At 49.0% G+C, this 522-nt stretch carries 1 rRNA gene; it reads left to right on the forward strand.

From position 1 onward, the window contains the following. Positions 1–114 precede the first annotated feature (114 nt). Positions 115–522 (forward strand): 23S ribosomal RNA (locus tag WH46_RS23200); the annotation flags it as partial.

Here is a 522-nt window from a genome sequence, read left to right on the forward strand (position 1 = left end):
AGAAGAGATATAGCGACGGATTCGAAAGAATCAGAAGGAAAGGTCTTTTGCTTTGCAAAAACCCCTTTTTGATTGGAATAGAAGAAGTCGTGGTTTTGTTAAGCAAAACCACTAGGTTAAGCTACTAAGAGCACACGGTGGATGCCTAGGCGCTAGGAGCCGACGAAGGACGTGGCGAACAACGATAAGGCCTCGGGGAGCTGTAAGCAAGCATTGATCCGGGGATGTCCGAATGGGGAAACCCAGCTGGATTCATCTCCAGTTACTCACATCTGAATACATAGGATGTGTAGAGGCAGACGAGGGGAACTGAAACATCTAAGTACCCTCAGGAAGAGAAAACAAGAGTGATTCCGTCAGTAGCGGCGAGCGAACGCGGAACAGCCTAAACCAAGGAGCTTGCTTCTTGGGGTTGTGGGACGTCTCTTTGGAGTTACAAAGGAATTGGGTAAGCGAAGAGGTCTGGAAAGGCCCGCCATAGTAGGTGAAAGCCCTGTAGCTGAAAGTCAGTTCTCTCCGAGA

The sequence above is a fragment of the Paenibacillus dauci genome (assembly GCF_000971985.1).
Classification (GTDB): domain Bacteria; phylum Bacillota; class Bacilli; order Paenibacillales; family Paenibacillaceae; genus Saccharibacillus; species Saccharibacillus dauci.